Here is a 22,619-nt window from a genome sequence, read left to right on the forward strand (position 1 = left end):
TAGTCGTTCCTCCTCGTGTACTTTGGCCAAGTAGTCAAACTTGACTAGTTGAATCAATCCGATCGCAACACCGAGAGAAGGAATCGAACCCATGGGAAAGCTCGCGATCGAGACGAGAGGGTTGAAGAAGAGCTTCGGCAAGACCCACGCGGTCGCCGGTGTGGACCTGGCCGTGAGCGCCGGGGGCGTGTACGGCGTGCTCGGTCCGAACGGGGCGGGCAAGACCACGACGATCCGGATGCTGGCCACGCTGTTGCGCCCGGACGCCGGGGAGGCGCGGGTGCTCGGCTACGACGTCGTGCGTGACGCCCGGGCGGTGCGGAGCAGGGTGGGCCTCACCGGGCAGTTCGCGTCGGTCGATGAGGATCTCACCGGTGTGGAGAACCTGTTGCTGCTCGCCAGGCTGCTCGGCTACTCGCGCCGCCGAGGCAGGGAGCGGGCGGCCGACCTGCTCGACGCGTTCGGTCTTGCCGAGGCGGCCGACCGGCAGGTGAAGAAGTACTCCGGCGGGATGCGCCGGCGCATCGACATCGCGGCGAGCCTGGTCGTCCCCCCGGAACTGATCTTCCTCGACGAGCCCACGACCGGGCTCGACCCGCGCAGCAGGAACCAGGTCTGGGAGATCGTCAGGGGCATGGTCGCCGAAGGCACCACCGTGTTGCTGACCACGCAGTACCTCGACGAGGCCGACCAGCTGGCCGACCGCATCGCGGTGATCGACCACGGGAAGGTGATCGCCGAGGGCTCGAGTGGCGAGCTCAAGGCATCGGTCGGTGCCGGCTCGCTGCACGTACGGCTACGTGCGCCCGAGCAGCGGGCCGAGGCCGAGCGGGTCCTCGCCGGCGTCCTCGAGGTGCCGGCCGAGCCGTCCGTTGACCCGGCCGCGCTGTCCGCAAGGATCTCCAACCCCGAGCGGGTCGCCCGGTCCCTGGCCGAGCTGTCCCGCAGCGGCATTGACGTCACCGAGTTCGCGCTCGGTCAGCCGAGCCTGGACGAGGTGTTCCTCGCCCTGACCGGACACGCCGCCGAGGAGACACCCCATGAGGATGCCGCATGAATGCCACGTCCGCCGAGCAGGCGTCGGCGCCGGTCACCGAGGACGCGCTGCGCAGTGTGCTGTTGGCCGGCGAGCGGCCGTCCAGCCCCGGCCCGGTGCTCACCTCGTTGACATTCGGCTGGCGCGCTTTGCTGAAGATCAAACACGTGCCCGAGCAGCTCGTTGACGTGACCATCTTCCCGATCATGTTCACGCTGATGTTCACCTACCTGTTCGGCGGCGCGCTCGCCGGGTCGACACAGGAATACCTGCAGTTCCTGTTGCCCGGCATCCTGGTGCAGGCGAACGTCATGATCACCATGAACACCGGCATAACGCTGAACACCGACATCCAGAAGGGGGTGTTCGACAGGTTCAGGTCACTTCCGGTGTGGCGACCGTCGCCGCTGGTCGGCGCCCTGCTCGGCGATGTGATGCGCTACTCGATCGGGTCGGCGATCGTGATCACGCTCGGACTGGTCCTAGGGTTCCGGCCGGAGGGTGGCGCCGTCGGCGTGGTGCTCTCGGTGGTGCTGCTGCTGGTGTTCTCGTTCTGCCTGTCGTGGCTGTGGACGATGCTCAGCCTGATCCTGCGCACGCCGAACTCGGTGGCGGGGATCAGCATGATGGTGATGTTCCCGCTGACGTTCGTGAGCAACATCTTCGTGGACCCGAAGACGATGCCCGGGTGGATGCAGGCGGTCGTCGAGGTCAACCCGATCACCCACCTGGCGACCGTGGTACGCGGCCTGATGGACGGCTCGGTGCCCGCCGGGGAAATCGGCTGGGTTCTCGTCTCGTCCGTACTTCTCGTCGCGGTCTTCGGTCCCATCACCATGGTCCTCTACCGCAACAAGAAGTAGATGCCGCTACCGCGAGCACTTGGTCGACATCAACTCCGACAACCCGGCCCACTCGGCCAACGCCATCACCGGTACCAGGCCCGGACACGACAAGGAGAGCCGCATGAGCACCATCCCCAAGAACAACTCGGAAACCGTTGCGCACACGCCCGGGCGGGCGAGCAGCATCGGGGTCTGGATTCTGCAAGTCGTGCTGGCGGCGATAATCGGCGGCGGCGGAATCTCGAAGCTCGCCGGCGACCCGGTCATGGTGGACATGTTCGCCGACATCGGGGCTGGCCAGTGGCTCCGGTACCTGGTCGGAGCGCTGGAGGTCGCGGGAGGGGTTGGACTTCTGATCCCGGCTCTGGCGGGCCTGGCCAGTCTCGGGTTGGCGGCATTGCTGACCGGTGCTGTCATCACCGATCAGTTCGTGCTCGAGCAGAGCCCTTGGCTGCCGCTCGCCCTTGTCGTCGTGGCGGCCGTGATCGCAAGGGCGCGGTGGTCGCGCACCGAGGCCGTCGTCGGCACGCTGCTCAGGCGCTGAGACAAACCTCTCGAACGGAGATGTGAGATGAACGAGATGGCCTTTCGCGTGACATCAAACGATGGCACCACCATCGCCTACGACCGGAAGGGAAGCGGCCCGGCTGTCGTCCTGGTAGGCGGCGGACTGGACGACGGAGCCGAGAACGCTCCCTTGGTACCTGCTCTCGCCGAGCACTTCACGGTTTACAACTATGCCCGTCGGGGACGCGGCGCGAGCGGCTTCACCGAGCCCTACGCCGTGGAAAGGGAGATCGAGGACCTGGATGCGTTGATCGCTGAGGCGGGCGGCTCGGCACACCTGTTCGGGGCGTCCTCTGGTGGCGCGCTGGCGCTGGAAGCCGCCGCGGCCGGGTCAGCCATCGACACGATCGCCGTGTGGGAGGTGCCCTATGCGGTCGGGGACGACATACGCCCGCGATTCGAGGAGTACATCGCGGACACCCGACGCGCCTTCGACGCCGGGCGAGACGAGGAGGTTCTCGAACTGTTCATGCGCGTGACCGGCGCCTCCGACGACAACATCGCGGCCAGGAAAGCGGCAGGCAAGCAGACGGCGCATTGGGCGGATTCGGTCGCCCTCGCGCCCACGCTGGTCCACGACAGCGTCTTCCTCAACCGCTACCAATTGCCGGCCGATCGACTGGCAACGGTCACCCAACCGGTCCTGGTCACCACCGGAGGACCGATCACGGTCCCCTACATGGCAGGCCTGCCCTCGGACTTCTTCGACCGCGCGGCCGACGAGCTCGCAGACCTCCTACCCCACGCTCAACGGGAGACCCTTGAGGTGCCGGATCACGTCGTCGACCCACAGACCGTCGGCCCGCTGTTGCTACGGTTCTTCAGCAGCGAACGCTGAGGGGCCCGCGAGGTGTTGCGGGAAGACCGATTAGGCACCGCGCAAGCAGATCTTCGTCGCGCCAGGGACACGGGGCGGACAGGTGGTGTCGAGGTTGATGTCGTCGGCGGCATCACAGGCCTGATCCTGGGCGTGCTCGTCACCAACGTCTTCGTCACGCAAGGTCGGGCCGTCGTACTGACCTGGGCTTCAGTGGGACTCGACCTGGCCTACTCGCGGCTCATCGGCTCCGTCGTCGGTCGTACCCCGCACTCCGGGCCGCCTCAGTACCGCCCACCGAAGCCCTGCGCAGCACATGACCAGGCACCTCGGTAGGGCCAGTGATTCCGGGCTGTGGTCGCATGCGGTCACCGTTCCCGGGCGGTGACCGGCGCTGAGTGCAGGGAGGACGAGAGATGGGCGATGTTCTCGCCGCCGATGAAGCCGGAAACCTTCTGACCAGTTTCCATGCGGTCGCGGAGGAGACGCGCTTCGAGGACGGCCCACGCCACTGGCGCTGGTGGCGGTGTGGAACGACGAGCGGCTGCTGCTGGCCTTCCATCACCTACGCCAGTGCTGGGAACTGCCCGGCGGCATGGTCGACCCAGGCGAGACACCACGCCAAGCGGCCATGCGAGAGCTGCGGGAAGAGACCGGCCTGGATGTCACCAGCCTCGTGTTCGCCGGACATGCACGCTTCGTCCTCGGCCCGGGGCGGCGCGTCGAGTACGCGGCCCTCTACACCGCGCACGTCGGCGCGCACCCGGACTTCACCCCCGACGAGGAGATCAGCGCGATCTGCTGGTGGGACGGCATCCAGCCCCTCACCGCCCGCGTCCAGCCGCTGGACGCCTATCTGGGGAAGCTGTCCAGGGCCAGGCGGCCCTGAACGCGCGGTCCCAGAACGTCAGTGAGGCAGCTTCACCGCGATGGCGGTCTCTCATCCAATGTGAGGCGCCACAGGTCAGGGCGCTCTTTGCCTCGTGATCGATGTGCTGTTCCGCTGCGACGGCGGGCGGCGACCGGACACCAGGGCCGGATCTTCACCGGCGGCCTCGGTCATCAGGCGGTCCGCCTCTTCATAAGGGTGAGACCGGAATACGAACGAAGCGTGCCATCCGGGTCTGAAGCGTCGAGGAAAACGAGAGCCGTCTCCCAGCGACGGTGCACGGCTCTGGTGACGCTGAGTGAAGTGGTGGCGGCGTTCACCCACCAGTGCGGGGCCGGATACAGGCGGATGCGCGGAGGTCGGGGGGTCAGGTGATGGTGATCACGACCTTGCCGAAGGCGCCGCGTTCGAGGTGGTCGAGGGCGGAGGAGAGGTCGTGCAGGGCGTATTCAGCCGCGATCACAGGGTGCAGGGCGATGTGGTCGGCGGCGCGGACGAGGTCCTCCAGCGCCCGCCGGTGGCCGACCTGCAGGCCGTCGATGCGGAGCTTCTTGCGGGCCAGATGGGCGACAGGGCCGGAGATCTCGTATCCCCCGAGAACGCCGATGAGCGAGATGTGGCCGCCGACCGCTGCCGCCTCGATCGAGCGGGCGAGGTGGTGCGCGCCGATGGTCTCCAGGATGTGGTCGGCCCCGCGGTCGTGAGTGGCTGTGTAGACGGCCTCGACCCAGTCCCGGGTCGTCCTGTTGATCTGATGGGTGGCACCCAGGTCCTTGGCGCGGGCGAGTTTGGCGTCGTCGCCGGAGACCACGATGACCTCGGCGCCGTGCGCTGCGGCGATCTGCAGGCCGAACAGGGCGACCCCGCCCGTGCCCAGCACGACCACCGTCTGGCCCGCGTGCACTCGCCCCTGCTCCACCAGGGCGGTCCAGGCCGACAGGCCGGCCATCGGCAGCGTGCTCGCCTCGGCGTCGCTGAGGCCGGCGGGTGCCTGTACGGCCCACTCCTGGTCGAGGGCGACGTACTCGGACAAGACCCCGGGGTAGTAACCGCTCCCGAGAGCCTCCGGGCCGCCCATCCGGGCATTGCCCGGGCCCGGCCCGTCGAGCCAGCCTGGCAGGCAGACGGAGATGACGCGATCCCCGGGCGCGAAGCGGTCGGTTCCTGCCCCCACGGCGACGACCTCGCCCGCCAGGTCGGAGCCGGGCACGAACGGGCCGTTGTCGGGGAAGGTCATGGTCAGGCCCTCGTCGATGGCGAGCCTGTCGCGGTAGTTGAGCGCGACCGACGAAACCCTGACCAGGATCTCGCCGGGCGCGGGATCCGGGATGGGGGCCTCGGTGAGCTCCAGGTCGGCCCGGCCGGTCGTCTTCATCGTCCATTGCTTCATGGCGTCCAGGTTCGCCACCGCGCGCGGTTGCTTCCAGACCCGGGCGTGGGTGGCCAGCGGCTGCCTGGCACCGGCAGGGTCAGGCAGCAGGGTGGCCTGCGGGGCACTATAAGAACATGGCAGACACCACGACGCTCGGGGAGTTTCTGCGCCTCCGGCGCGGCAGGCTCAAACCGCAGGACGTAGGCATCGCCTCATATGGCGAGCGCCGGGTGCCCGGGCTGCGCCGTGAGGAGCTGGCCCAGCTCGCGGGAGTGAGCGTCACCTACTACACACGACTGGAGCAGGGCCAAAGCCACCGCGCATCGGAATCGGTCATCGAGGCGCTCGCCCGGGCGCTGGAGCTCAGCGACGACGAGCGCATCTACCTGCACAATCTCGCCAGACCTAGAACGCCACGCCCGCACACCCCCACACCCGCGACCGTACGCCGCGCCACTCGGCAACTCATCGACTCCCTGCAGTGGCCCGCCGTCATGACCGGACCGCGCACCGAGGTGCTGGCCTGGAATCCTCCGGGCCACCGGCTCCTGGCCGGGCACCTCGACCAGGACGCGCCCGATCGCGTTGAACGGCGCCCCAACCTGACCAGGATGCTGTTCCTGGATGCCCACCATCGCGACCTCTACCCCCACTGGGACACCTCGGCATCCTGTGCCGTCGCATCGCTGAGACTCACCGTCAGCCGGCATCCCGACGACACCGAACTGGCCGCCCTGACCGGAGAACTGATCATCAAGAGCGAGGAGTTCGCCGCGCTGTGGTCCGCACACCCGGTCGCCGAACACGCCTCTGGACCTCGTCACCTTCAGCATCCCGAGATCGGCGAGCTGGATCTGGAGCTGGAGACACTGGTGCCGGCCGACGAGCCCGACCATCGCCTGCTCATCTTCAGCGCCGCGGAGGGAAGCTCATCCCAGGCCGCGCTGCGGCTGCTGTGGGTCTGAACCAAGGACGTGGGCCCGGTGGCCGGTTCCGGCCTTGCACGTGGTGAACACATCAGGGGGCTTCGGCATCTCACCTAACCGAGTGATGTCATCATCAGGAGGAACGTCAGTGGGTGCCCGGCGGGGAAGTCAAGGGTGGCCTGGCCCGGCTCGTAAGGCCGTGGCGCTGCCGACCGCCGTGATCGCCTTGACGACCGTGATCGGTTTGGCCACGCCTGCACACCCGGAGAACCAGACGCCGGCTGCGGCGAGCGTGGCTGTGGGCGCGGCCGTGGGGACGGCCATCCCCAAGGGTTTCCTGCTGTATGAGAGCAGGGCGGCGCGGAAGAGGCTGGAGAAGAAGGTCGTCCGCACACGCATGCGGTGGAAGGCCAGTGACCGCCTGGGGGAGCCGCTGCTGATCGACCCTTGTGCCACGGGGAAGCAGGCCGACAAGAGCCGCCAGGCCGCACGTACCATCACGGGGCGTTCGGTTCTGTGGGACGGTGATTACTCCGAACAGGTGATCGTCTATCGGAACGAGACGGCTGCACGCGCGGCCGTGAAGGGCCTGCGTTCGGATCTGCGTCGATGCGCCAGGCGAAACCGCTACCACTTCACCTACCGGGTGAAGGACACGCGCATCGGGGACGAGGCGTTCATGGTGAATATGGTTGAAGTCGCCTCAATGGATGGAGCAACCGTCATGCGAAAAGGCAGGACCGTGGCCATCTACGCCCTTCCGAACGACGGTGACTTGCCGGACGATCCTCCGGAGTGGCGGGAGGCGGAGTACGGAGGAGCCGAGGCCAGGAAGATGGCGAAGAAGCTCGCTGACACCCCTCTTTGAGTTCATCGCCATCAGGCGGGTGAGGCGCCGAACAGGACGCGCGGTTCCAGGTCCGGTCGGGCGGCGGGCACCTGCACGGCGTGGGTGGCGCCGGTGATGCCACAGGCGTTGGAGCAGATGACGCAGCAGCGTCACCGACGCCACCCGACCTTCCCGGATTGGGACGAACTGGCAAAGTACTGCTAGGCGGACTTCTCGCCCGGCACCTTGGCGAGCGGCACACCGCGCAGGCTGATCAATATCATCGCCACGCATCCGCAGGTGAGTGCGATGTCGGCGACGTTGCCCACGAACAAGCCGTAATCGATGAAGTCCACGACGTGCCCACGGGCGAAGCCGGGCTCGCGGAAGAGCCGATCGCCCAGGTGGGACAGCGCCCCGCCGAGCAGCGCGCCCAGCACGAGCGCCCAGCCGGGTGAGGCCAGCCGGCGCGCGGCGTAGAGGATGCCGGCCACCGCGGCTGCCGCCACCAGGGCGAACACCCAGGTCGCGCCGGCGCCCATCGAGAACGCGGCGCCGGCGTTGTACAGCAGCCGGAAGTGGATCAGAGGGGGGATCACGGCGACGCGCTCGCCGTCGGACAGCGCGGAGACCGCCCAGAGCTTGGTGAGCTGGTCCACGACAAGGACCGCCGCTGCCAGCACGAGCATCATGCCGTACAACCGGCTCAAGCCCCGCTCCGACCGCGCCATTCATGACCTCCGTGCCGCCCGTCCGACCGACCTTTCCCTGAGACTACTAAGGACCGTACGAGGGTGAGGAGGCCACGGTGGCGCGGCAGGCCGATCGCGCGGATGCGGATGCTGCATCCGCAGCTCAGCTTGGGCTGGGGTGACAACGCCTATGCCGGGACGCTGGCGGACTGGGCCCGGCGGTGGATCGTCGAGCGGTCGCTGTCGTGGCTGATGAGCTCCCGCCACAATGTGATCGATCAGGGGAACGTTGCCGTAGGCGACAGCGATGGGCGGCGGCAGTGCCCGCCGCCGGGTTCGGTCGGATGTCGGAAAGAGCCCGGCGCCCCCACTCCACTTCCGGCGGCGGGGATCGTTCGACGTTGAGCCGTACGGTCCCCGCCGTTTCACCCGCGGGCGCCGGTGCTCAGACCGCGCTCACCCAGTGCGCCATGACTCCGGTGCGCCCATCGCCTCCGCTTTCGATGACGGCTTCGCCGGTCCCGTTGCGGTAGGCGTGAAGCGTCACGACGTCTCCGGCGGCGAAGGTCTGCAAGAGCGTCTGCCCGCCGGTGGCGCGCAGTGTTGCATTCACGCCGGCGAGGCCGCTGTGAGCCTCGCTGCCGGGAATGAGCACGCCGTTGATGAACAGTGCTGTGTGGACATACAGATGCGGCGACACCACAGCCAGCGCGTGGAGGGCGTGATAGGAGACCTCCCACACGCCGGGGAAGGGGATCTGCAGGTCCGGGACTTCGGAGACCTTCTCGTGAACGCGGTCGGCGCCCTTGAGGGAATGGGCGAAGGCGAGCGGGCCTGTCTGGAGCCATACTTTCGAGGTTCCCTGCTGGGGGGACGCGGTGTTGGGTGTGGTCATACCTGGCACCTTCCGGATGGGGGGACGTTCCGCCCTGCTGGGACGAGGTCGCCGAACGAGCCGGCACTCGCCTCGACGTGTCTCCACGAGTATCCGTTCAACTACTGGGCGCATTCGAGCGAGAGGTCGCTGTCTCCCTGGCCACATAAGTGCCACCAGCCTCACCACGGCCGGGCTCCTGGACGGTCCGGCGCAGAAGCTGTGAGCGAGCCACCCGCCCGATCTGTGTAGTAGGCGCATGCCCATGCTGGTCGGCGCCATGAAGAATGCCGGCCTGGCGCGGTAAGTACAGGCGACCACATACGCCAGGAAAGGCCCGCACGCATCATGCGCCGCTCCTGCACCGCTACGTGACCAGGCCGATCGCGACGCGCCGGCCATCCCGCCGGGGACCGTCGCCTCGCGACCCGGCCGAGCCCGTCTCCAGATCCGTCAAGCCCTCAGCAGACAAGGAGAATGACCGTGGACGCACTCAAGGCCATGTGGCAGACCGTCCCCCCGGCCACCGCGGACGAACTCGCCGGGGTACGGCAGCGACTACTCGACGGGATGCATCTCCGACGGCGCGTCAGAGATTGACGAGCGTCGGGACGAGAGCCGTCAATCGACAGATCGGCTGGACCTCGATGTCGTTCGCCTCCCCCTTGTTCCTGTGGTTTTTCATGCCGGCCACACTGCTGGCCTACTGGGCGCTCCCGCGGCGTCATCGCAACGCGGTCGTCGCTGCGGCCAGCCTGCTCTTCTACACCTGGGGTGCCGGGCCGCACACCCCGCAGCTGCTGTCGGCCATCGCCGTCAACTACGGGGCGGGCCTTGTTCTGGGCTCGACGCGGCTGCGGGATCGGCCCCGGGCGCGCCGCGGTGTGCTGCTGGCGACCGCAGGGTGGAATCTGGCGATGCTCGCGGTGTGGAAGTACGCCGGCTTCGCCACCGAGCAGATCGACGCCCTGACGGGCGCGCTGGGACTGGGCGACAGCCCGATCGTGAGCCTGGCGCTGCCGATCGGGATATCGTTCTTCACCTTTCACCACCTGTCGTACGTGGTGGACGTCTATCGCGGCAGCACGCCTGCCCAGCGAAGCTTCGTCCGGTTCGTCACCTACATCGCGATGTTCCCCCAGCTCATCGCCGGGCCGATCGTCCGTTACCACGAGATCGCCGGGCAGCTCGGCGACACCCGCCGGGACCGTCTCGGTGACCTCGCCGCGGGCTTCCCCCGCTTCGCCCTGGGCCTGGCCAAGAAGGTGATCGTCGCCGACTCGCTCGCATCCGTCGTGGACGCCGCGTTCGCGCACGCCGGCGGCCCGATCACCACTGCGACGGCGTGGCTGGGGGCGTCGGCCTACGCGTTGCAGATCTACTTCGACTTCTCCGGCTACTCGGACATGGCCGTCGGCCTGGGCCTGATGTTCGGGTTCCGGCTTCCGGAGAACTTCGACCGGCCGTACTCGGCGTACTCCGTCACCGACTTCTGGCGGCGCTGGCACGTGTCGCTGTCTCGTTGGTTCCGTGACTACGTCTACCTCCCGCTCGGTGGCAATCGCGGCGGTGCGGCGAAGACCTACCGCAACCTACTGATCATCTTCGTGCTCTGCGGCTTCTGGCACGGCGCCGACTGGACCTTCCTGGTGTGGGGCCTGTACCACGGCGCCCTGCTGGTGGCCGAACGGCTGCTCGGCTGGGATCGCCCGCCAGGCACCGCCTGGGCCCTGGCGCTGCGTCGCGGGATGACGCTCCTGCTGGTCGTCGTCGGCTGGGTGTTCTTCCGTGCGGAGAGCATGACCGGGGCATGGGGCATGCTGCACGCGATGGTCATCTGGCAGCCGGGCGAACTCGATGAGTTCGCCGCCTTCGCCGCCGGCCACCAACGAATGATCATCTTTGCGCTGGCACTGGTCGTGGTGGCGCTGCCCGCCTCGTCGCCCGCGCTCGGCCCGCTGATCCAAGCGGACCAAGGGCCCGCGGCGGTGCGGCTGGCACGCGCCGCGGTGACGTGGGTGGCCGCCCCCTACGCGGCGGTACTGGTCGCTGCCGGCACGTTCAGTCCGTTCCTGTACTACCAGTTCTGATGAGGACACCGATGACCATCGTGCGGACCGGACCGGCACCACGCGCAGCCGGGGGCCGCCGCTCGCCGGCGCGGCGAGCGATGACCATGCTCGCGGCGGCGCTGTTCTTCTGCGGGCCCGCGTCGGCCTTCGCCGCGGGCGCCCGGGCGGTGGAGATCGAGAACCGCCGGTTGCCGGAGTTCCCGGCACTGTCGCGCGCGGCTGGAAGGTCATACCGGACATAGAGGCGTGGGCATCGGCTCACCTGCCGCTGCGGCAGTACGCCGTCCGCGGCAACGCCGCCCTGTCGGACCTCCTGTTCAAGGAGGCGCCGTCGTACGGCAGGGCGGGCCCCCCGGGCTATCCCCGGGTGATCGAGGGGCGTGCCGGCTGGCTCTACTTCGGTGACGACGTCACCGAGGCGTGCCGGCCGCGCTGGTCCGTCACCGAGACCCTGCGACGCGTACGCCGCCTGGCGGAGATCGTGCGAGGGTCCGGCAGGCGGTTCCTGTTCACCGTGGCCCCCGACAAGACCACGGTCCACCCGGACCGACTGCCGGAACGTTTCCCCGGTCAGACCTGCCTCCGGCAGCGCAAGGAGGAGTTCTGGACCGCGCTGCGGGCGGCGAGTCCGCCCGGCTACATAGATCTTCGGGACCGGCTGGAGCGGGCGCAGCGAGAGTCCGGCACGCCGGCCTACTGGCGGACCGACAGTCACTGGACCGAGCACTCCGCCGGCCTGTACGGCACGGAGCTGGCCCGGGCTCTCCAGCCCGGCCTGTCCCGGGACACCCGGTTGGTCAGGGCCGGGCAGGGGCCGCGAAACGGCGACCTGGGCGGGCTGCTGGGCGTACCCGTCGAGGAGACCATCGACCGGTGGCGACTGGTCCGGGACGGCGTGCGGCTGGTCCGGCAGGACGAACACGAACTGCCCCTGTCCTTCCATACCGCCAACGCCTCCGACCGGGCGCCGCTCTACCGGCCCCAGACCCTGCTCATCGGCGACTCGTTCACGCGCAACTCGCTGCCTTGGGTACTGCCGTATTTCGCCGATGTCACCTACTTACGCAGTGACGCGCCCGCCAAGGCGGGGCCGGACGACATCGCGGAAAGGGTGGCCCGGAGTGAGATGGTGGTCTTCGAGATCGTGGAGCGCTATCTCGTCGGCGGGCACGCCGAGATGCTGGACGACGCCGTGCTCGCCGCCCTCGACCGGGCGCTCTGAAAACGACCGACGTGACCGACGCTCCGCAAGCCTTACCTGTGGTCGCGGAGGAAAGCGGGGATGCCGGTGCGGGTCGGGTAGTCGGGCAGGGGCGACGGCTCGCTCTGGAGGAACGCTGTGATGACGGCGGCGGCGCGCTCGTTGTTGTCGTCGAGGCCGTTCCACATGCGGTGCCCGACGCCGGGCATGTATTGGGTCCGCTCGATGGCGGGGTCGGCGGCGAGGATGCCGGTCTGCCATTGGCGGGTCTGTGAGGAGCATTCGGCGATCATCAGCATGGCGGGGGTCCGGGAGCGGCTCAGCCCGGGGGCGATGGAGGGCGAGTCTTTGATCGTCTGCTGGATCCGCAGGCTGGCGGCGGCGTTGAAGGAGAAGTTCTCCGCGGTGTCCTCGGTGGGGATGCGGCCGGCGTCGCGCGCGCAGTAGGCGGAGGCGGTGTCGCTGCCGAGATCGGCGGCCTTGAAGGCGTTGACGCCTTCGGCCTGCGTGATCAGGCCGGTGTCGGGCGGCAGGAGCCCGAGCTGGATGAGGCCGAGCGCGACGGCGTACCGGGGGACGTGCGTCGCCCGCGCTCCGGTGGGGGCCGGGGCGAGGCCCCGCGCGGACGGTCTGCCCGGTTGCCCGCTGGTGAGGGCGGTGGGGCCGTCCATGGGGCCGGGTTCGGCGATGATCGCCCGATGTACGCGGGCGGCGGTGTCCGGGTCGGCCAGGGTCCGGGTGAGCACGATCGCGCCCGCGGAGAATCCGAGGACGTCGGCCGGGCCCTTGTTCAGGCGGTCGATGAAGGCGGCGAGGTCGCGTACGGACCTGGAAATCGTGTACTGCTCCATGGGCAGCAGGTCACTCCGCCCGCCGCCGGGGTGCTCGTAGGCGTACACGTCGTAGCCCTGTCCGGCCAGGAGCCGCAGGAACCGGTGGTCGAGCACGGAGATGGAGCGGACGGGCCCGCCATGAAGGTAGACGAGCGGCGTGGGACGGCGGGGGGCGCCGGCGGCGGGGGGATAGTGATAGACGGCGACCCGGCTTCCCGTGCTCAGGCTCCACCGTTTCGTCGCGACGAAGGGCAGGTCGGGCGGGTACTGCCGGGTGGTGGGAACGGTGGGGACGCACACCGACGCGGTGAGCGCGGCGGCGGCGACCACCGGGACGAAGGGCCACAGCCGGCCCCGCCAGGCACGGCCCCGGCCTCGCCACAGTGCGGCGATGACGCCGACGGCGAGGGCGCTCAGCCAGGCGGCGAGCCCGGAGCGCGCGCCGTCCGTCAGAACGACCAGGGCGAGGAACAGCCCGGCCAGCCCCACGACGGCGAGCAGGGCCAGGACGAGACGGCCGAGGAGGCGGAGGGGAACGGGAAGAGACATACGAGTTTCCAAACGCTGTTTCAAAACGACGTTTGGAAACGCTACCAGATCGGCTAGGCTGGTCGGCGTGGGAAGGCCGAGAACGAACGACGACAGCGTCAAGGACCGCCTCATCGAGTCCGCGACCGAGATGTTCGCCACCCGCCCACGAGAGTCGATCACCATCCGCGCCCTGGCCGCCGCGGCCGGGGTCGCGACCGCCGCGGTCTACTCGCTGTTCGACGGCAAGGACGGGCTGATCGCCGAAGTACGCAACAGAGCGGTCGCCGGGCTGTCCCGGGAATTGTCGGCGACGCCGACCTCCGATGACCCCCTCGCCGACCTCTGTGCGCTCGCAGTCGCGTACCGGCGATGGGGGCGCGAGCACCGCCACCTCTACACGGTGTTGTTCGGCGGCGTGCAGAGCTTCGACCCGTCCGGCGAAGTGGGCGCCGCGGATCCCGTCAGGCCGCTCATCGAGGCGATAGACCGCGCTCGATCGGCCTCCGCACTCTCGGGCGACACGACCTCGATCGCGCTCTCCCTCTGGGTGACCCTGCACGGTCTGGTGACGCTCGAACTGGCCGGGGCCCTCGACGCCGCCACCGCCGAGGCCACCTTCCGCTCGGCGATCCCCGCCGCGCTGCGCGGCTGGGCAGCCTGACCTCATGCCGGCGCCTCGTCCCGGCCTGATCGGTCACCCACGACCGCCGGCGACCAGGACAACCCTCCGCCGGGACGGCCAGCGGATCCGGGCGGCGAATGCGCGCACCAGTGGCGAGTCGTACATCCCGTCGGGTGCGGATCGGCCCTCCCGGACGCTGCCGATGATCACCGCACGTTCGAGCCGATGATCACCGCAAGGTCGAGACGTTCCGAGTTCATGAGGGATCGTGCCTTCGCGCAGGTGGAGGCGGATGTCCGCTCAACGTCGGGCGGTCGGCTCGGCGCCCGCCCGGCCACGCCTCAGCATGACCGCGACCGTGATGGCCATGCCTGCCACGCTCGCGGCGCTGGCCACAGCGCTCAGCTGAAACCCTGTGGTGAACGCTTCGCGGGCGGTGCTGAGCAGCACGGCCCCGGGCGGGTCGGGAAGGTTGTGACTGGCCGTCACGGCGCCGCCCAGGCTCTTCCTCGCGGCGGACACGGCCTCTGAGGGCAGGCCCGCAACGTCAGCGGAGCCCATTTCGCTTCGGTACACCGCGGTGATGGCGCTGCCGAGGAGCGCGATGCCGAGTGCACCGCCGAGTTGAGGCGCGGTCGAGGAGATCGCCGAGGCGGCGCCGGCCTGCTCGGGGGGTGCGGTACCGACGATCATGTCGGTGGCCAGCGCCATCATCGGGCCGAGTCCCGCGGACACGATGACGGCCCCGGTGACCAGGAGGGCCAGGGTACTTGTCCCGGCGGTCGTGCCCGCCTGGGCGACCACGGCGAAGCCGACGGCGGCCAGGGCCAGTCCGGTCGCGATGACCGGTCCCGGGGCTGTCCAGCGTACGATTCTGGAGGCCAGCGTCGATCCGACGATCACCCCGACAGCCGAAGGCGCCGTCCACAGACCGGCCTCCAGCGGCGAGAGCCCGCGCACCAACTGCAGATATTGGGCGAAGGCGTAGTTGAACCCCCACAACACGAAGATACCGAGCGCCAGCGTGGCCACAGCGGTGCTGAACGCCCGATTCGCAAACAGTCGCAGGTCGATCAGCGGGTGCCGCAACGCGCGCTGCCTGCGCAGGAAGACGACGGCCAGCAGCAGCCCCAGAGCGACGGAGAGCACGGGCAACCCGCCGGGACCGTCGGCGGCGATCTGCTTGAGACCGTAGACCGCCGGCAACACCGCGGCCAGCGACAGCGCGGCGCTGATCGGGTCCAGCCGCCCTGCCCCCGCGTCGCGGTGCTCGGGCAGCAGGACCGGCCCCAGCGCCAGGATCGGCGCCATCACCGGCACGCCGAGCAGGAACACCGACCCCCACCAGAAACGCTCCAGCAACCACCCGCCCACGAGAGGGCCGATCGCGGTGCCGGCGGACACGCTGGCGATGACGGCCCCGACGGCGACGGTGCGTTGCCGCGGATCCCGGAACATGGCGACGGTCAGGGAGAGCACGGACGGCATCAACGTAGCGCCGGAGATTCCGAGTAACGCGCGGACCGCGATGAGCGCGCCCGCGCTGGGAGCGTAGGCCGCGAGCACGGATGCGACGCCGTACGCGGCCGCGCCGATCAGCAGGAGGCGTCGGCGGCCGATCCGATCGCCCAGCGTACCCATGGTGATCAGCGATCCGGCGAGCAGAAAGGCATAAACATCCACGATCCACAGCAGCTCAGCGCTGTCGGCCGCCAGCGCTCTGCCGATGGCGGGCAGCGCCAGGTGAGTCACGGTCAGTTCGAGGGAGGCAAGGAGGGCGGGAAGGGCCAGAACGGCGAGCCCGATCCATTCCCGCCGCCCAGCGCGGCCGGTGGTGGGCGGGGTGGTGCCCGCAGGAGATCTCGTCACCCGGCAAGCATGAAACCTCGACTATGGACGAGGTCAAGCTCTAGCCTGAGAGGCATGACGAAACCCCCTTTTGACGCCAAGGAGCTCACTGTCGGGCAGCTCGCCGCCCGTGCCGGTGTCGCGGTGACCGCCTTGCACTTTTACGAAGAGAAAGGCCTGATCCGCAGCCGCAGGACCGCGGGAAACCAACGACGCTACCCCCGCGACACCCTGCGCAGGGTGGCCTTCATCCGGGTGGCGCAGCGAGTCGGCATTCCGCTGCGCATGGTGGGCGAGGCGCTGGCCGGCCTTCCGGAGGAGCGCACGCCGAACAGGGAGGACTGGGCCCGCCTGTCCGCCTCATGGCGAGCCGAGCTCGACACCCGCATCGAGCAGCTCACCCGCCTGCGCGACAGGTTGTCCGACTGCATCGGCTGCGGATGCCTGTCCATCGATCGGTGCGTGCTGCGCAATCCCGACGATCGTCTCGGAGACGAGGGCACCGGCCCACGCCGCCTGCTGAGCCGTCGGCTGGCAGAGGAAAGCCGCTTCCCGGCGGAACATTGATCGTGACGACTGGTGGGTAATATAGGGGAATTGGTGCGATTCCAAGGTGCGGCGGTGACAGCCCGCCGGTTCCGCTGATCGCGGCGGGACGACTCGGTGTGATTCCGGGCCACGCGGTGACACCCCGCCACCTCTCGGGCCTCGCTCACGGCCCCTGATTCTTCGTGCGGCGAGGACCGTCCTGCCGCTGTCGAGAGGTGGTGTCGGATGTTCACCGGACGCATCCATGAAGTCGGCACAGTGGTGGCCGTCGATCAGACGCGGATCGCGGTCAGAGCGCCCAAGGCCGCCGCGAGCGCGCTGGGTTCGATCTGCCTGAACGGCGTCGGGCTGAGCGTCGTCCGGACCGGGGACGAGACGGACGTACTGGAAGCCAGGCTCACGGCCGAGACCCGCCGCAGGTCGACCCTCGACCAGATCCAGCCCGGCACGCGGGTCAACGTGGAGACGCCGTTGGCGCTGGGCGAGCCGCTGGGTGGTCACCTGGTCCAGGGCGCGGTGGATGCCGTCGGCAAGGTGGTGAGAACCGCCGACGAGGGTGCCGCACGGCGGTTGTGGATCAAGCCGCCTGAGCGTTTCCTCCCGCTGGTGGTGGCGAAGGGGCAGATCGCGGTGGACGGCGTCAGCCTGACCGTCGCCGAGGTGGCCCGCGATCGGTTCTCGGTGGCGCTGATCCCCATGACGTTGCAGGCCACCGCACTGGCGGAGCTGTCGGTCGGCGACCGCGTGAACCTGGAGCCCGACCTGCTCACCCGCCTGGTACAGCGCTGGCCGGCCGACCCGGGGCAGGCGGTGACCGAGGTGGTCGCCGCGCTGCCCTGGGCGGGACGGGTCTCGGGCGGGCAGGGCGTACAGAAGTCGCTGGCGCAGCTCGCGTCCGGCGGAGCGGTGGTGATCTGGGACCCCGACCGGGAGGGCGAGGGCGATGTGGTGTTCGCGGGGGCGCGGTTGCGCCCGGAGGCGTTCACCTTCCTGCTCACTCAGGTCTGCGGTCATCCGACCGTGCCGTGCGCGCCCGAGGTCCTCGAGCGTCTGCAGATCGGGCCCATCCCCGGACCCGGTGACCGGCACGGCACCCGGCCGCACGTCCCGGTGGATCTGGCCGCCGGAAGGGGCACCGGGGTGTCGGCGACCGAACGCGCCGCGACCGTACGCCGCCTGGCCCGTCCCGAGGCCAGGCCGGGCGACTTCCTGCGGCCCGGACACGTCTTCCCGCTCGCCGCGCGGCCTGGAGGTCTCGCCGAGCGCGCCGGTCACACCGAGGCCACCGTGGCCATGTGCACGGCCGCCGGGCTGCCTCCCGTCGGCGTGTGCTGCGAGGTCATGAACCCCGACGGGACCATGGCGAACGCCGCCGAGTTAGAGGTCGTGGCGCTGCGCTGGGGTCTGCCCCTGCTGGATGTGGACGACCTGAGGAAGCACCTGTGATCAGGGCGGGCCGTGACCTCCACGACGATCCGCGTTGCTTCGAGGGCTACCGCCGGCCCGCTCGCCGCTGCCCCGTCGATCCCGCGAAGGACGTTTCATGAACGGCAACCCGTACGAGACGATCGGCCTCGGCTACTCCCACCACCGCCGACCCGACCCCCGCATCGCCGCCCAGATCGAGCAAGCCCTGGGCTCCGCCACAACAGTGATCAATGTAGGTGCCGGAACCGGCTCCTACGAGCCCCGCGATCGGCAGGTCACCGCCGTGGAGCCGGCCACGGTGATGATGCGCCAGCGTCCTCCCGGTTCGGCGCCGGTCATCCAGGGATACGCCGAGTCGCTGCCCTTCCCTGACAAGTCGTTCGACGCCGCGATGGCCATCCTCACCGTCCACCACTGGACCGACCCGGCCGCCGGACTCGCCGAGCTGCGCCGGGTGTCCGCCCGGCAGATCATCCTCACCTGGGACCCCGCCGTCACCGCGCGATTCTGGCTGGTCGAGGAGTACCTCCCGCAGATTTTCGAAGCCGAAGCCGGACTCGCCTCCCTCGACCTGGTCCAGACCTGGTTACGGCACGACGGCGCGCAGGTGAGCGTCGTCCCCGTGCCGGTCGCCGCCGACTGCACCGATGGATTCCTGGGCGCGTACTGGCGACGCCCGCACCGCTACCTCGACCCGCGAGTCCGCGCCGCCATCTCCGCCCTGGCGAACCTCGACCAGCGTCTCGTCGAGCGCGCGATGCGACGCCTTGAGATCGATCTCACCACCGGACACTGGCACGAGCACCACCGCGATCTCCTCGACAACGACACCCTCGACCTCGGCTACCGCCTCGTCACGGCCGCCCCTCCCGCCGGCGCCGATCCGTCGGACGTCCCTGCCGTACGAAGGGCCGCCGAGGCCCCGCACCGCCCGGCCAGGCGACGGACCTGATCCGGCTGCTGACCAGCTTCGACCTGCTGCATACGGGACAGGGCCCAGGATGCCGCCTCCCTACTCGGGGGCTTTCGCTCCAAAAGGTCGTCGGCTGAGCGCATACTGGTAGCAATGAGGCCTACTCAAGCCGCGGCCCGGCGACGACTGTCTACCAGCCCCTTCAACGTTCCCGACGTGCCTCCACCTCCTGTCGAGCAGTTCGTGACAGGAGACCAGGTGAGCCACGACAAATACGGCCTCGGCCGAGTCATCGCCGTCGAGCAGAACGTCACCGTTCTTGTTGACTTCGGCGCGGAGAAGTACCGCATTCCCGCGCCGTACGCCAAGCTCGTGAAGCTGTGACGACCGCCCATCCGGCCCTGGCGGGGAACACCGGCGGAGGTTCGCCGACGACGATGTGACCCGAGGACCAACGTCTGAAACCTCCTCACGCCCCATGAGTTCGGCATGCGCCCCGTGGCCACACTGGAGCCGTTCTGTTCCTTCCGCATGCAGCGGATGCCGAGCCATGGAGAGGGCACACCTGGCGTGATCGCCGGTCACCCGCGCGGCGTGGCGGCGATGACCTCCGCGCTGCCGGCGTGCAGGGCCTGCGCCGCCGTCTGGCCGGTCGCCGCCAGGTAGGCGTCGGCCAGGCCCTCGGCGACGATCTGGTCGCCGACCGTCACGGTCGCCGGGTCCCACACCACCCCGCCCGGGGCGAAGCGCAGGTTGTGGTGGAGCTCGTGCGCGGCGGTGGGCTCCAGCCGCGCCAGGTTCTCCGGGTAGGGCCAGAACGTGATCGTGATGTAGCCGGTGATCCCCCCGAACGCGGTCATTCCCTGACAAGGACCCATGAAGTGCTCGTCCTCCGGGTCGCCGAGCACCAGCGCCACGGTGAGGTCCGGGGCCCGCATCTCCGGCTTGGCCTCCAGCAGGACGCCGAGCGCCCGGTCGAGGGGGCGCTGCAACCGCTCCCAGGCGCCGGCCGCCTCCAGGGTGTCGAGCGCGTCGCGGCCGAGGGGGAACCCGGAGGTCTGCTGGTGCACCAGCAGGATCCGCCGCATGGCGGAGCGGGTGTCAGGAACGGTGATCGACATGGGCCCCGATGCTAGAAGTTGACACAACGTCAACGGCGAACCGGCGATCGTTCACGGGCTTGCAGGCCCTTCCTTTCGGATGGGGTATCGGTAACTTTCGTTACCGCTTGGCGGGGGCGGTGCTCTCGCGGACGACCAGCTCGGTGCCCAGCTCCACGCGGTGCCGCGCGGGGAGCCCGCCTCGCGCCATCCTGAGCAGCAGGTCCGTGGCGGTGGCGGCCATGTCGGTGAGCGGCTGGCGGACGGTGGTCAGGGGCGGGTTCATCCAGCGCGCGGCGGGCAGGTCGTCGAAGCCCACCACGCTGAGGTCGTCCGGGATGCGCAGGCCGAGCCGGTGGGCGGCGAGGTAGACGCCCGTGGCCTGCCCGTCGTCGCAGGTGAAGACGGCCGTCGGCCGATCGGGCAGCCGCAGCAGGCGCTCGGCCTCGGCCAGCCCTCCCTCGATGAGGAAGCCGCCCCGGCCGATCAGCCCGGGGTCGGCGGGGACGCCGGCCATGTCGAGGGCGCTGCGGTAGCCGTCGAGGCGGGCCCGGCTGGGCAGGGCGTGGTCCGGCCCGGCGACGGCGGCGATGCGCCGGTGCCCGAGGCCGAGCAGGTGGCGGGTGGCCACGAGCCCGCCGTTCCAGTTGTTCGCGCCCACCGAGGGCACGCCGGGCGGCGGGTCGTCCACGGGGTCGAGCAGGACGAGGGGGATGCCGCGGGTGGCGAGCTGCCTGCGCTGCGCCTCGGTCGGGGTGGACAGCACGGTGATCACGCCGGTGGGGCGGCGGCTCAGCACGCCCTCGATCCAGCCGCGGCCGGCGGTGTCGGGGCGCGGCGGGCGCGACAGCACCACGGCCAGGCGGTGCTCGCGGGCCACCCGCTCGACGCCTCTGGCGATCTCGGTGGGGTACTCGCCTTCCAGCGCGTGGAAGACCAGCTCCACCAGGGGAGCGGCGGCGGCGCGGCGGCGCGGCCGGTAGCCGTGCTCGCGGATGAGCCCTTCTATCAGGGCGCGGGTCCCCGCGCCCACCTCGGCGCGGCCGTTGACGACCTTCGACACGGTGGCGGTGGAGACCTGGGCCAGCTCGGCGAGCTGAGCGATGGTCAGCGGCCGGGACGCGGGGGCGCCGTCGTCGGAGGAGCCTTCGGCCATGCTCATGGCGGCAGTCTAGTCAGCAACGTTCCGGCGCTGGCTGATGAGGTTTCGACGATCTTCCAGTCAAGTTCTTGACGAGTTTCCAAGTACGCACATATGGTCCGGCATTAACGATCGTAATGATTCCCGAAAGTTTCGGAGCTGCGGGCACCTCTCTAAGGAGCGCAGCATGACGTCGTCCCTGAGCCCCACGTGCCGCCCGCCACGTCATCACCCCCTCTTGAACACCAGGAAGAGACCACCTGTGAAGTTCCGTGCCACTACCTCAGCCGTGCTCGCCGCGGCCCTCACCCTGACCGCCGCCGCCTGCGGAGGCGGCGGCTCGGCCCAGCCGTCAGGCGACGGCAAGTCGTTCGAGTTCTGGTCGTTCACCGGGATCAACCAGAAGCAGTCCGTCGAGGAGTACAAGAAGATCAACCCGAGCATGCAGGTGAAGCTCACCGAGGTGGGCGGCTCGACGGAGACCGCGCAGGCGCTGACCACGGCGCTGGCCGGGGGCAAGGTGCCCGACCTGGTCCTCATCCAGGGCGACGACCTGCCGAAGTTCGTCCAGCAGCCGCAGAACTTCCAGGACCTGCGGCAGTACGGCGCGGACAAGATCAAGGGCGACTACCTGGACTGGGTGATCAGCCAGTCCACGGCCAAGAGCGGCGAGATCATCGGCATCCCCACCGACGTCGGCGGCATGGCCGTGGCCTACCGCACCGACCTGTTCAAGCAGGCCGGGCTGCCCACCGACCGCGAGGAGGTGAGCAAGCTCTGGCCGACCTGGGACGCCTTCATCGAGACCGGCAAGAAGTACACCGCCGCCACCGGCAAGGCGTTCGTCGACAACGCCGCCACCAGCGTCTTCTACCAGGCCGTCAACCAGGGCCCGCAGAAGTACTACGACCCCTCGGGCAACGTCGTCTACGCCACCAGCCCCCAGGTCAAGACGGCGTTCGACCTGGCGCTCAAGGCGGCCCAGGCCGGCATCACCGCCAAGCAGAGCTCCTTCGAGGACGGCTGGAGCGCGGCGATGGGCAAGGGTGACTACGCGGTCATCTCCGCACCGTCGTGGCTGCTCGGCCAGATCCGCGACAACGCCCCGGCCACCAAGGGCAAGTGGGACATCGCCCGGATCCCCGGCGGCGCCGGCAACTGGGGCGGCAGCTACCTGGCCATCCCCAAGGGCGCGGCCAACCCGAAGGCGGCCTGGGACTACATCTCCAAGATGCAGTCGCCGCAGAGCCAGCTCGCGCACTTCCTCAACTCCGGCTCGCTGCCCACCACCCCGTCCGTCTACCAGGACCCGAAGCTCCTCAGCGAGAAGGACCCGTTCTTCTCTGACGCGCCCATCGGGAAGATCTACACCGACTCGCTGCTGGGGCTCAAGCCGTTCCTCATCGGGCCGGACAGCGCCGCCATCGGCCAGGAGTTCCTGAACGCGATCACCAACGTCGAGCAGGGCAAGGGCGATCCGGCCAAGGCATGGGACACGGCGCTGGCCAACATCAAGACCGCGATCGGCAAGTGA

23 protein-coding genes are annotated in these 22,619 nt (G+C 69.4%); 16 read left to right on the forward strand and 7 right to left on the reverse strand.

Annotated features, from left to right (window positions below; genetic code table 11):
- Window positions 1–91: 91 nt before the first annotated feature.
- From AB0H75_RS41935 to AB0H75_RS41955, 5 genes are all read left to right on the forward strand, one after another.
- The gene (locus AB0H75_RS41935) at window positions 92–1,057 is read left to right on the forward strand and encodes an ATP-binding cassette domain-containing protein (protein WP_367806004.1); all 966 of its coding nucleotides are present in this window, start codon (window positions 92–94) and stop codon (window positions 1,055–1,057) included.
- Window positions 1,054–1,899 (forward strand): ABC transporter permease, encoded by an 846-nt coding sequence (locus AB0H75_RS41940; protein ID WP_367806006.1) that lies wholly within the window; start codon window positions 1,054–1,056, stop codon window positions 1,897–1,899. The genes AB0H75_RS41935 and AB0H75_RS41940 overlap by 4 nt, the downstream gene beginning before the upstream one ends.
- A 103-nt stretch (window positions 1,900–2,002) precedes the next feature.
- A complete protein-coding gene (locus AB0H75_RS41945) occupies window positions 2,003–2,425 on the forward strand; it encodes a DoxX family protein (protein WP_367806008.1) in 423 nt (140 codons plus the stop codon).
- 27 nt (window positions 2,426–2,452) lie between these two features.
- Entirely contained in the window at window positions 2,453–3,286 is an 834-nt protein-coding gene (locus AB0H75_RS41950) for an alpha/beta fold hydrolase (RefSeq protein WP_367806010.1), read from the forward strand.
- 499 nt (window positions 3,287–3,785) lie between these two features.
- Entirely contained in the window at window positions 3,786–4,154 is a 369-nt protein-coding gene (locus tag AB0H75_RS41955; RefSeq protein WP_367806012.1) for an NUDIX hydrolase, read from the forward strand.
- A gap of 367 nt (window positions 4,155–4,521) precedes the next feature.
- Here the strand turns inward: AB0H75_RS41955 and AB0H75_RS41960 are convergent, their stop codons facing one another.
- Window positions 4,522–5,544, reverse strand: a complete 1,023-nt coding sequence (locus AB0H75_RS41960; protein WP_367806014.1) for an NAD(P)-dependent alcohol dehydrogenase — start codon at window positions 5,542–5,544, stop codon at window positions 4,522–4,524.
- Window positions 5,545–5,660: 116 nt separating this feature from the next.
- Between AB0H75_RS41960 and AB0H75_RS41965 the strand changes: the two genes are divergently transcribed.
- Complete coding sequence (locus tag AB0H75_RS41965) at window positions 5,661–6,491, forward strand: helix-turn-helix transcriptional regulator (protein WP_367806016.1); 831 nt, start codon at window positions 5,661–5,663, stop codon at window positions 6,489–6,491.
- 160 nt (window positions 6,492–6,651) lie between these two features.
- Window positions 6,652–7,320: a hypothetical protein gene (locus tag AB0H75_RS41970; RefSeq protein ID WP_367806018.1), complete on the forward strand. Its 669-nt coding sequence runs from the start codon at window positions 6,652–6,654 to the stop codon at window positions 7,318–7,320.
- A gap of 182 nt (window positions 7,321–7,502) precedes the next feature.
- Here AB0H75_RS41970 and AB0H75_RS41975 read toward each other — a convergent pair whose 3' ends face one another.
- A complete protein-coding gene (locus tag AB0H75_RS41975) occupies window positions 7,503–7,991 on the reverse strand; it encodes a signal peptidase II (RefSeq protein ID WP_367806020.1) in 489 nt (162 codons plus the stop codon).
- 427 nt (window positions 7,992–8,418) lie between these two features.
- Complete coding sequence (locus AB0H75_RS41980) at window positions 8,419–8,868, reverse strand: hypothetical protein (RefSeq protein ID WP_367806022.1); 450 nt, start codon at window positions 8,866–8,868, stop codon at window positions 8,419–8,421.
- Window positions 8,869–9,494: 626 nt separating this feature from the next.
- Here AB0H75_RS41980 and AB0H75_RS41985 point away from each other — a divergent pair.
- The 3 genes from AB0H75_RS41985 to AB0H75_RS41995 all read left to right on the forward strand — a co-directional run bounded on the left by AB0H75_RS41985 (window position 9,495) and on the right by AB0H75_RS41995 (window position 12,141).
- A complete protein-coding gene (locus AB0H75_RS41985) occupies window positions 9,495–10,937 on the forward strand; it encodes an MBOAT family protein (RefSeq protein WP_367806024.1) in 1,443 nt (480 codons plus the stop codon).
- An 11-nt stretch (window positions 10,938–10,948) separates the two neighbouring features.
- Entirely contained in the window at window positions 10,949–11,161 is a 213-nt protein-coding gene (locus AB0H75_RS41990; protein WP_367806026.1) for a hypothetical protein, read from the forward strand.
- A gap of 125 nt (window positions 11,162–11,286) precedes the next feature.
- The gene (locus AB0H75_RS41995; protein WP_367806028.1) at window positions 11,287–12,141 is read left to right on the forward strand and encodes a hypothetical protein; all 855 of its coding nucleotides are present in this window, start codon (window positions 11,287–11,289) and stop codon (window positions 12,139–12,141) included.
- A 32-nt stretch (window positions 12,142–12,173) separates the two neighbouring features.
- On the opposite strand, the gene AB0H75_RS42000 is transcribed toward AB0H75_RS41995, so the two are convergent.
- On the reverse strand, window positions 12,174–13,502 hold the full coding sequence (locus AB0H75_RS42000) for an alpha/beta hydrolase (RefSeq protein ID WP_367806030.1): 1,329 nt from the start codon (window positions 13,500–13,502) through the stop codon (window positions 12,174–12,176).
- Window positions 13,503–13,569: 67 nt separating this feature from the next.
- Here AB0H75_RS42000 and AB0H75_RS42005 point away from each other — a divergent pair, with 67 nt between their 5' ends.
- Window positions 13,570–14,145 carry a TetR/AcrR family transcriptional regulator gene (locus tag AB0H75_RS42005; RefSeq protein ID WP_367806032.1) on the forward strand — a complete coding sequence of 192 codons (576 nt, stop codon included), beginning with the start codon at window positions 13,570–13,572 and terminating at the stop codon, window positions 14,143–14,145.
- A gap of 261 nt (window positions 14,146–14,406) precedes the next feature.
- Here AB0H75_RS42005 and AB0H75_RS42010 read toward each other — a convergent pair whose 3' ends face one another.
- Complete coding sequence (locus AB0H75_RS42010; RefSeq protein WP_367806034.1) at window positions 14,407–15,975, reverse strand: MFS transporter; 1,569 nt, start codon at window positions 15,973–15,975, stop codon at window positions 14,407–14,409.
- A gap of 54 nt (window positions 15,976–16,029) precedes the next feature.
- Here AB0H75_RS42010 and soxR point away from each other — a divergent pair, with 54 nt between their 5' ends.
- From soxR to AB0H75_RS42030, 4 genes are all read left to right on the forward strand, one after another.
- Window positions 16,030–16,521 (forward strand): redox-sensitive transcriptional activator SoxR, encoded by a 492-nt coding sequence (soxR, locus tag AB0H75_RS42015; RefSeq protein ID WP_367806036.1) that lies wholly within the window; start codon window positions 16,030–16,032, stop codon window positions 16,519–16,521.
- A gap of 207 nt (window positions 16,522–16,728) precedes the next feature.
- Window positions 16,729–17,949 carry a riboflavin synthase gene (locus AB0H75_RS42020; protein WP_367806038.1) on the forward strand — a complete coding sequence of 407 codons (1,221 nt, stop codon included), beginning with the start codon at window positions 16,729–16,731 and terminating at the stop codon, window positions 17,947–17,949.
- 97 nt (window positions 17,950–18,046) lie between these two features.
- Entirely contained in the window at window positions 18,047–18,883 is an 837-nt protein-coding gene (locus AB0H75_RS42025; protein ID WP_367806040.1) for a class I SAM-dependent methyltransferase, read from the forward strand.
- Between the two features lie 219 nt (window positions 18,884–19,102).
- Complete coding sequence (locus AB0H75_RS42030) at window positions 19,103–19,228, forward strand: hypothetical protein (protein ID WP_367806042.1); 126 nt, start codon at window positions 19,103–19,105, stop codon at window positions 19,226–19,228.
- 197 nt (window positions 19,229–19,425) lie between these two features.
- Here AB0H75_RS42030 and AB0H75_RS42035 read toward each other — a convergent pair whose 3' ends face one another.
- Together AB0H75_RS42035 and AB0H75_RS42040 are read right to left on the reverse strand one after the other, a co-directional pair.
- Window positions 19,426–19,965 carry a DUF2268 domain-containing putative Zn-dependent protease gene (locus AB0H75_RS42035; RefSeq protein ID WP_367806044.1) on the reverse strand — a complete coding sequence of 180 codons (540 nt, stop codon included), beginning with the start codon at window positions 19,963–19,965 and terminating at the stop codon, window positions 19,426–19,428.
- Window positions 19,966–20,065: 100 nt separating this feature from the next.
- Window positions 20,066–21,106, reverse strand: a complete 1,041-nt coding sequence (locus AB0H75_RS42040; RefSeq protein WP_367806046.1) for a LacI family DNA-binding transcriptional regulator — start codon at window positions 21,104–21,106, stop codon at window positions 20,066–20,068.
- 241 nt (window positions 21,107–21,347) lie between these two features.
- Here AB0H75_RS42040 and AB0H75_RS42045 point away from each other — a divergent pair, with 241 nt between their 5' ends.
- Window positions 21,348–22,619 (forward strand): extracellular solute-binding protein, encoded by a 1,272-nt coding sequence (locus AB0H75_RS42045; protein ID WP_367806048.1) that lies wholly within the window; start codon window positions 21,348–21,350, stop codon window positions 22,617–22,619.

Origin of the sequence: Nonomuraea sp. NPDC050783, assembly GCF_040802095.1 — a bacterium.
GTDB lineage: Bacteria > Actinomycetota > Actinomycetes > Streptosporangiales > Streptosporangiaceae > Nonomuraea.